This window comes from Acinetobacter sp. AL9 (assembly GCF_041464035.1).
Taxonomy (GTDB): domain Bacteria; phylum Pseudomonadota; class Gammaproteobacteria; order Pseudomonadales; family Moraxellaceae; genus Acinetobacter; species Acinetobacter towneri.
On sequence record NZ_JAYFSK010000076.1, the window covers coordinates 1 to 8,789 of the forward strand.

General features: G+C 42.5%; 8 protein-coding genes and 1 pseudogene. 4 read left to right on the forward strand and 5 right to left on the reverse strand.

All coding sequences use genetic code 11. The features are described from left to right. Positions 1 to 67 (reverse strand): annotated as a pseudogene (locus ACEO2X_RS12405) (helix-turn-helix domain-containing protein); the annotation flags it as partial. A 196-nt stretch (positions 68 to 263) separates the two neighbouring features. On the opposite strand from ACEO2X_RS12405, the gene ACEO2X_RS12410 reads away from it, so the two are divergent. Then, positions 264 to 965 carry a phospholipase D family protein gene (locus tag ACEO2X_RS12410; RefSeq protein ID WP_131261219.1) on the forward strand — a complete coding sequence of 234 codons (702 nt, stop codon included), beginning with the start codon at positions 264 to 266 and terminating at the stop codon, positions 963 to 965. 76 nt (positions 966 to 1,041) lie between these two features. On the opposite strand, the gene parE is transcribed toward ACEO2X_RS12410, so the two are convergent. Both parE and ACEO2X_RS12420 read right to left on the reverse strand, forming a co-directional pair. Then, positions 1,042 to 2,922: a DNA topoisomerase IV subunit B gene (gene parE / locus ACEO2X_RS12415; RefSeq protein WP_004974183.1), complete on the reverse strand. Its 1,881-nt coding sequence runs from the start codon at positions 2,920 to 2,922 to the stop codon at positions 1,042 to 1,044. 14 nt (positions 2,923 to 2,936) lie between these two features. Next, entirely contained in the window at positions 2,937 to 3,521 is a 585-nt protein-coding gene (locus ACEO2X_RS12420; protein ID WP_371972095.1) for a YqiA/YcfP family alpha/beta fold hydrolase, read from the reverse strand. Positions 3,522 to 3,829: 308 nt separating this feature from the next. Between ACEO2X_RS12420 and ACEO2X_RS12425 the strand changes: the two genes are divergently transcribed. Further along, positions 3,830 to 5,161 carry an alpha/beta fold hydrolase gene (locus tag ACEO2X_RS12425; RefSeq protein ID WP_371972096.1) on the forward strand — a complete coding sequence of 444 codons (1,332 nt, stop codon included), beginning with the start codon at positions 3,830 to 3,832 and terminating at the stop codon, positions 5,159 to 5,161. A gap of 137 nt (positions 5,162 to 5,298) precedes the next feature. Here the strand turns inward: ACEO2X_RS12425 and ACEO2X_RS12430 are convergent, their stop codons facing one another. Then, positions 5,299 to 5,832 (reverse strand): disulfide bond formation protein B, encoded by a 534-nt coding sequence (locus tag ACEO2X_RS12430; RefSeq protein ID WP_131261221.1) that lies wholly within the window; start codon positions 5,830 to 5,832, stop codon positions 5,299 to 5,301. Between the two features lie 18 nt (positions 5,833 to 5,850). Beyond that, entirely contained in the window at positions 5,851 to 7,428 is a 1,578-nt protein-coding gene (gene gshA / locus ACEO2X_RS12435; protein ID WP_371972097.1) for a glutamate--cysteine ligase, read from the reverse strand. Between the two features lie 318 nt (positions 7,429 to 7,746). Here gshA and ACEO2X_RS12440 point away from each other — a divergent pair, with 318 nt between their 5' ends. Both ACEO2X_RS12440 and ACEO2X_RS12445 read left to right on the forward strand, forming a co-directional pair. Next, positions 7,747 to 8,286: a DUF924 family protein gene (locus ACEO2X_RS12440; protein WP_167846415.1), complete on the forward strand. Its 540-nt coding sequence runs from the start codon at positions 7,747 to 7,749 to the stop codon at positions 8,284 to 8,286. A gap of 45 nt (positions 8,287 to 8,331) precedes the next feature. Beyond that, the coding region (locus ACEO2X_RS12445) for a hypothetical protein (protein ID WP_371972098.1) at positions 8,332 to 8,789 on the forward strand (458 nt) is incomplete at its 3' end.

The window sequence follows — 8,789 nt, forward strand, 5'->3', positions numbered from 1 at the left end:
GCTTGGCCAGAAAAATGAGTCGTTCTCGCTGTTCTAAACTAAGTGGTACAGAAACAATTCGAGGCATGTGTGAACATCTGTTAACTAAAAAAACTTTTTCGCATGATTAGTTATTTTTGTCAACTTAAGGATCAATAAAAAATGGAGCACAAGATGCTCCATTTTTTTCGCCTCAATTTTAGAATATTTTTAATCATCAAATCATTACCTAAATAAATTCGCTATACTCAGGACATAATAATTTAGACACAATGAGGAGGGTTATGGCTAAGTTTTTAAATACGAGCGCGACCAATTTTTTCTTAGAAGAACTGATAAAAAATGCCAAAGAAAGGTTAATTTTAATTAGCCCATATTTACGTTTAAATGACCGTATTAAAGAGTTACTTGAAGATAAAGATCGACTCAAAATTGATATTCGAATCGTTTATGGAAAAAGTGATTTACATCCTGATGAAATAAAATGGATGCAAAAACTTGATTTTGTTCGGCTCAGTTTTTGTAAAAACTTACATGCTAAATGCTATCTCAATGAATCTGAATGTATTATTTCTAGTCTAAATCTTTATGAATTTAGCCAAATTAATAATAACGAAATGGGCATTTTGATTCGCAAATATGAAGATCAAGATGTCTTTAAAGATGCTTATGAAGAAGCGCAACGTATTATTCGTATTAGTGATGAAGTTAGAATTAGTTTAGATGAAGTGAAAGCCGAACCAATAAATGAATCTGTTGAAGAAACCAATGACAATAATGTTGGTAAATTAACATCATCTAAACTTGCAGCAAAACATAAAATGAAAACCAATGAATTGTTGGCTCATTTTACCGAAAAAGGCTTATTAAATATCAATGATGCTGGAAAGCACATACTCACTCAACAAGGCAAAGACGTAGGTGCAGAATTTAAAACCAGTCAATATGGTGGATATTTTTTATGGCCTGAAAATATTGAATTATAAACACCAATCAAAATTACAATAAAAAGCATCCATTACTTTTTTGAAATAATGGATGCTTTTTCTAAATTAAATCAGCTTAAACCGCCAAATCGGCTAAATTACCTTTTTGCTCTAACCACACTTTACGGTCTGCAGAGCGTTTTTTAGCCAGCAATTTATCCAATAAACCTGCGGTAAAATGACTATCATCCAAATCGAGTTGCACCAAACGGCGTGTATTTGGATCCATCGTGGTTTCACGTAACTGACTGGCATTCATTTCACCCAAACCTTTAAATCGGGTAATTTGCGGATTTTTGGTTTTGGCTTTTTTCAGCGTGTTTTCTAACTCATCTTCATCCAGCGCATAATGCACATCTTTACCGTCATCAATACGGAATAACGGCGGCATGGCGACGTATAAATGCCCATCTTCCACCAAACTTGGGAAATGTTTCACGAATAAAGCACACAGCAAAGTGGCAATGTGTAAACCATCTGAGTCGGCATCGGCCAAAATACAAACCTTACCGTAACGCAATTCAGATAAATCATCACTACCTGGGTCAACCCCAATCGCAATTGCAATATCGTGTACCTCCTGCGAACCCAAAACCTCGTCCGAAGACACTTCCCACGTATTTAAAATTTTTCCACGAATTGGCATGATCGCCTGAAAGTTTTTATCACGCGCTTGCTTAGCAGAACCACCTGCAGAGTCACCTTCTACAATAAACAGTTCCGATTCTTCACGGGTTTGTCCCACGCAGTCGGCTAATTTACCCGGCAAAGCTGGGCCTGAAACGATTTTTTTACGTTCTACTTTTTTCGCTGCTTTTAAACGACGACCTGCTTTGGAAATTGCCATTTCTGCCAATTGCATGGCAATGTCAGAATTTTGGTTTAACCACAAGGCAAAGGCATCTTTGGCGATATTCTGCATAATGCTTGCCGCTTCACGGCTCGATAAACGCTCCTTGGTCTGCCCAGAAAACTGCGGCTCTTGGAACTTTAACGATAAAATGTAGTTAACCCCATCCCAAACATCTTCGGCAGATAGCTTTAAATTGCGCGGCAATAAATTGCGTAATTCACAGAACTCACGTAAAGCATCGGTCACACCAGAACGTAGTCCATTGACATGCGTACCGCCTTGCGCAGTCGGAATCAAGTTGACATAACTTTCTTGAATTTGCTCGCCGCCTTCTACATTCCAGCAAATTGCAAACTCTGCACTGGCACGCTCTGCCTCACCTGTCGCCACAAAAGCAGGGGCAGGTACAATCTCTCGATCTTCCAGCTCATCCATCAAATAGTCGACTAGACCATTTTCAAACTGCCAGACAATTTTTTCATCGTTAATTTCATCAATGTAATGAATTTCTAAACCTGCAGCTAGTACCGCTTTGGCTTTTAAATTGTGTTTTAAGGCTTTTAGCGCAAATTTAGGTGAATCGAAATATTTAGCTTCAGGCCAGAAATGTACCAACGTACCCGAAGCACGTTTTGGGGCTTTGCCTTCCAAGACTTCTAAAGGTGCAGCAGCTTCGCCCTGATCAAAAGCCATTTTATACAGGTTGCCCTGACGCTGTACGGTCACTTCAACCCGACTGGACAAGGCATTCACTACAGAAATACCGACCCCGTGCAAACCACCCGAAAATTGGTAGTTGTCGGTGCTGAACTTACCGCCTGCATGCAGCTTGGTCAGAATAATTTCAATCCCGCTTTGCCCGTATTCTGGGTGAATATCGACAGGCATACCACGGCCATTGTCTTCTACCGACAAAGAGCCATCTTTATAGACTTTTACGGTAATTTTATTGGCATGCCCTGCAAGTGCTTCATCCACCGCATTATCAATAACTTCTTGCGCCAAATGGTTCGGACGTGTGGTGTCGGTATACATGCCCGGGCGACGACGTACTGGATCTAAACCAGATAAAACTTCAAGAGATTGAGCGGTATATTGAGACACGTTGTACTGTTTCCTTAAGCTAGGGAATCCGATAAAAATTGCAGTAACATCGGAATTTTGTCTGCAAAATCATCCATGGCATGATTGCCGTGCGCTTCAGTCATGATCATGGCCGAAGGTGAGGCAGCACTATAATAACGCTGCGCTTCACGATAATCCAAAACTTCATCGCCTTGTTGCAATAACACCAATATTTTGTCTGCATCTTGCGCAACTGGCAACGCAATGTCTGCTAAGTCATCCAATTGCGCTGCAGTTAAGCTCCAGTTCGGATGTACCACATAGGGCAGCACATCGCCAAACAAGTCCTGAAACAATTGCCATGGTCGCATAGCAGGGTTAATCACAACAGCAGGCACATGATGCTGTGCGACCAGTTGTGTCGCATAAAAGCCGCCTAGACTGCTGCCCACCAATGCCATATTGGGCAAACGTCGAATCAATGCCGATACGTTTGCCAAAACCTCTAAAGGTGGAGCATTTAAATCGGGCAAATGCATCTGAATACCAGGGCGATGCTGCTGCACATAGGCATACAATAGCTGCCCTTTCATGGACAAAGGACTACTTTGAAAACCATGTAAATAAATTAAATTCATGCGCGACATTTCTTAGTAACACCATTCAATTTTTGGCTGATACAGCACTTATTTTGCGTTTTTAATTTAATTTTCATGGAAAAATGCAATTGTTAGACAAAAAGATGCGAACATCTTGGCAGTCATCGGTATTTTACAAGTAGTTCAAGATGAACACGATAAAATAAAAGTATCGGGTTTGGTGACAATTCATCTAAAAATTTGCAGTTCTGTAAATTCATGAAATGCCAGCAGACCCTTGAGTTTATACCGCGAACCCAAGTAAAAATAAAGCGTTCGGTATATGGGAACACAAGGGGCAACACAGTATGCCAAGTTTAACACCGCTGCATGAAACGTATTGTAGATGGGATCGTACACCTCCAAGTCAGGCCGATATCTTAGAAGGCTTGGCACAGTTGGTCAGCACGCGCCTGAATGCCGTGATGAGCGAAGTGATTCAAACCATTCAGCGTGAAGTTTTGCTCAGCGTATTTGGCATGAGCGAACAACGCTCGCAAAAGTTTCAAAAAACCGCAACTTTTCAAAAGTTGTATAAGTTTGCCTTCCACAGCTTACAACAATACGGCTATCACTTTGTTGCACCAGGTTTACGTCAAATCATTGCGCAATTTCCCAACTTACATGACAAAGCACTCACGCCAAGCCTGCATTTTTTAGTCGGTGTACTGAATGGCGTACTGGGAGATTATCTACTCGAACAGCAAAATCCGCTCGCCTTACCTATGGTGCTCTATGACCATTATGGCGAAGTCCAACAAGGCGATTTGTCTGGACGTGTGGTAATTTTTGTGCACGGTTTATGCCGCAATCACCTCGATTGGACTACACACCAATTTGGTGGTTTTGGTGAAAAATTACTGGCACAACGTGACCATAACACCATGTTATATCTGAATTACAATACAGGGCGTCGCATTTCTGCCAATGGCCGCTGTCTTGCCAATACCTTAGATGATTTAATTCAGCGTCATCCTAAAATTACCAGTATTGATTTAATTGGGCACAGCATGGGTGGCTTGGTGTCGCGCAGTGCGCTGTTTTACGGTAAGCAAAATTTGCAGCACTGGATTCACTTGGTCGAAAATCTGGTCTGCTTGGGTTCACCACATCATGGGGCTGTTTTGGAGCGTTTTGGTTTCCATTTACAGGAAAAATTAGGTCGCTTTCCTATTGTGAAAATTGTCGGGCATTTGGTCAACATTCGCAGCAACGGCATTTTAGATTTGCGCTATGGCAGTGTGCGAGATGATGACTGGGAACATAATCAGGCACGAATTGGACAGGTCGATGACAACCGCAAACCTGCACCTTTGCCGACCCATATTAATGCTTATTTCGTGGCAGGCAGCATTGAGTTTGAGAAAAAGCAGAACCTGACCCGCAAAGTCATTGGCGATTATTTAGTCAGTATAAAAAGTGCTTTGGGGGAACATCCTAACCCACGTTTTCAATTAAAACTGCCTGAATCGCACAAAGCTGTGTTCTATGGTCTGAACCATTTTCAGTTGCAATATCATCCGAGTGTGGCTGAGCAATTGGTGAAATGGTTTTATCCTGCGCATGAAGAAGTGCCAGAGCAGCAAATTCGTGAGTTTATTGGTGATTGGTCAAGCTTAGAAGGCATCGCGCTCACCTAACATAGTCTAAACAGTTCAAAATACGCTACAACACGATGATTTTTAGATAGATTATCAACAGATACACAAAAAAAATGCGCCATCGCAATTTTATGGATGACGCATTTTTATCAATTCAGTGGGTAGGCTCCCAGAATTTATTTTTTCTTCACTTTGCCAAATGTAGTCGATGCCACAAAAGGATAGTTACGCAGCAATTGCCATAAACTAATGATCGCCAACACGCTAAAGAACAGCAATGACCACACAGGTAAAGACTGCCCTAAGAACGTCCAGTCAATCACAGCACATTCACCTGAACCCGACAGTACTTGTTGCAATACGGCTTTCATGGGTAAGGCATCTACCAAATAATCTAGCCCTGGACCGCAGCTTGGCACTTGATCGGGCGGTAAGTTTTGCAGCCACACATGCCGTGCTGCCACACCCACTGACCATAAAATTCCAATACTGCCGAACAGCGCGTAAATACGCTTAACCACGTTAGATTTAGGGTTATGCACAAAAGCAATCAGTGAAACCAAACCCAATGCAATTAAGCCCACCCGCTGAAAAACGCACAGTGGACACGGCGCTAAACCTTGCACATGCTCTAAATACAATGCAAATGTCATCCCAATGACACTGGCTAAAAATAAAACACCACTTAGCAGACGATAACTCAATTGCATGTTTAAATCTCTGAGCTGTTATCTATATTGTGCGACATAGTCTGCAAAACTCAGACCCTGTGCTTGTTCAAGTTGTTGTTGTTGCTGAATAGATTGCACTGCAATTTCATCAAAATATGTTTGTGTTTCAGGACGCAGCGAATGTTGCTCATACGCATGTGCATGTTGCTGCGCCATATAACTGCCAAAGCCCCACGTACCGCCATGACGAATAGTATCGGCAATCATGTGTGCCGACAGGGTTTCATCGACTTCATGTAAACGCGCCATCATGCGTTCTAAAGCTTGAGAATACAGCTGCGTCGCATAACTTTGGTCGAGTAAAGCAGCCAAAGGTTGCATAGCGGTGACATACTGCTGTCCCCACGCTTCAATTGGGGTTTTAACATCGCCCTCTTGAATGTGCGCATTTGGCGCACGCCCACGATTGACCACTTCGGCCTGATTTTTTTCGATGATGCTTTGTTCCGCATCTAACAAGGCTGGGCTGTCTTGCAACAAACAATACAATGCTAAGACTTCCAAAAAGCCTGCGGTATGTTCATCTATCCCAATTGGGCTATACGGATTAACATCTACCGCACGTAATTCGACATAACCAATACCACGATTGGCAAGTGCTTGAGATGGGGTTTCACCTTCTTGTGGTACTTGTTTTGGGCGCACCAAACTATAGTACTCATTTTCGATTTGCAGCACATGGTCATTAATTTGAATTGGCTCACCCGTAGCATCATCTAAACCTAAGCGGCTAAATGGCAAGTACGGGGTTTTCACGGCTTTTTGCAAACCATCTAAATAACCTGTTAAGTCATTGTAATGAATACCAAGTTTTTTCTGCGCCGAGTTTTGATAGCCAAAGTTACCCATACGCAACGCAGTCGCATACGGTAAATACAACGTGCCTCTTAACAACGGCAACAAATGATGTTCACGCCCTGTCATAAAACACTGACAAACCGATGGACTCGCACCGACTAAAAACATCACCAATGGCGTTAAACGAATAAAGTTACGAATTAAACCTAAATAACGATGACTACGATAATCTTGCAAACTCAGTGCTTTGAGCTGCTCATCACTTTCATGTTGTTGCAAGGCGGCAAATAAATGTTCAGGGAAGGATAAATTATAATGCACCCCTGAAATGGTCTGCATACGGCGACCATAGCGCACACCTAAACCACGGCGATACAAGGTTTTAAAGCGCCCAATATTGGAGCTGCCATATTGCGCCAGTGGAATACCGTCATCGGTTTCATCGAGCATACACGGCATCGACAGCGGCCAAAGTTTTTCACCTTCGCCTAAGTGTTGATGCACCACGCTATGAATATCTCGCAAATAATCAAGCGCGTGTTGAATGCTGCTTTGCGGTGGAGTAATGAACTCCATCAACGCTTCGGAATAGTCCGTAGTAATATGCGGATGTGTGAGTGCCGAACCCAAGGCTTGAGGATGTGCTTGCTGCGACAAGAAGCCATCGCTTTGCATACGCAGACTTTCGCGTTCAATCCCGCGCAACATCCCTTGAAGCAACGCAGCGTCTACCCATGTTGGTAGAACATCTTGCGCATTTGGTTCGGGTTGACTCATTACACTCTCGCTTAATCCAATACACTACAAATACGACATAAACCACAGGCTGATTTTGGGTCGGTGGCAATTTTCTCTATCATGCAGATGATCTGAGATGAAATTGCTACCGTTCAAGTATAACTTGATTTGGCATCAGCACATGCGCTTGGGCTGTTTTTTCTAACAAAATGATGATTTTGGGGCATGCTGACATTTTATAAAGTGGTCAACGTCAATAAATTTTAATTTGGCAATTTTTTATCACAAAGTTGCACTATAAGACATGCTAAATTTGTGATTTTATAATCAAAAGAACAGAGGTAAATAATAAAGCGTATGAATTATCAAGATTTTTTAGATTTTTGGTTTTCTCCTGCTGCAGAACCGAACTGGTTTGTCAAAAGCGCAGAATTTGATGCCCTGCTCGCAGAAAAATTTACCGATGTACTGCAACAAGCGGCACAAGGAGAATTATGGACATGGCGCGAAACACCTGCAGGTCGTTTGGCTGAAATCATTGTTTTAGATCAATTATCACGTAATTTATACCGTAATGACCCGCGTGCCTTTGCCCAAGATGGAATGGCCTTGGTGTTGGCACAAGAAATGATTCACTTAAAATTGGATCAGGACTTAAACCCAACCGAACGTCGTTTTTTATATATGCCGTTTATGCACAGTGAATCCAAACGTATTCACGAAGTCGCATTGACGCTGTTTGAAAGTTTGAATGACCCCACCGTGTTGGGCTATGAACTGAAACATAAAGTGATTATTGACCGTTTTGGGCGTTATCCGCATCGGAATCAGGTGTTGGGACGTCCTTCGAGTGCAGAAGAACTTGAGTTTTTAACCCAACCCAATAGCAGTTTCTAACTGGCGAGCTTGTCTTGGCTGGTTGATGTGTACAGGAGCTTTCACATGAAATATTCCCTACTCGGTCTTGCCCTTGCCAGCAGTTTGCTGTTTACAGGCTGTGCCACGACATCCTCTAAACCGCTCAGCTTTGAGCAGTTGGGGCAATACAGCACCACACCACTGAATGCGCAAACCTATCGGATTAGTTTTTTAGCGGGTCATAACATGAGTTTTGGCACTGCAGAAGAAATTACTTTGGTGAAAGCAGCACAAACCACGCTGCAACACGGTTTTCGCTTTTTTAAAGTTTTAGATGATCCGAGTAACCGTAGCCAGAAACCACCTAGACAAGCCGTGGTTTACCCTGCACCAAGTTACTATCCGTATAGCTATTCGCCGTATGGATATTATCATCGTCGCGCACCATTCTGGCCTGACCCATTCTATGATATGCCGCAAGTGGTGACCCTCGATCCGACTCAAGTGTCTTACACCATTCAGTGTTTTAAAGATCAAAAATC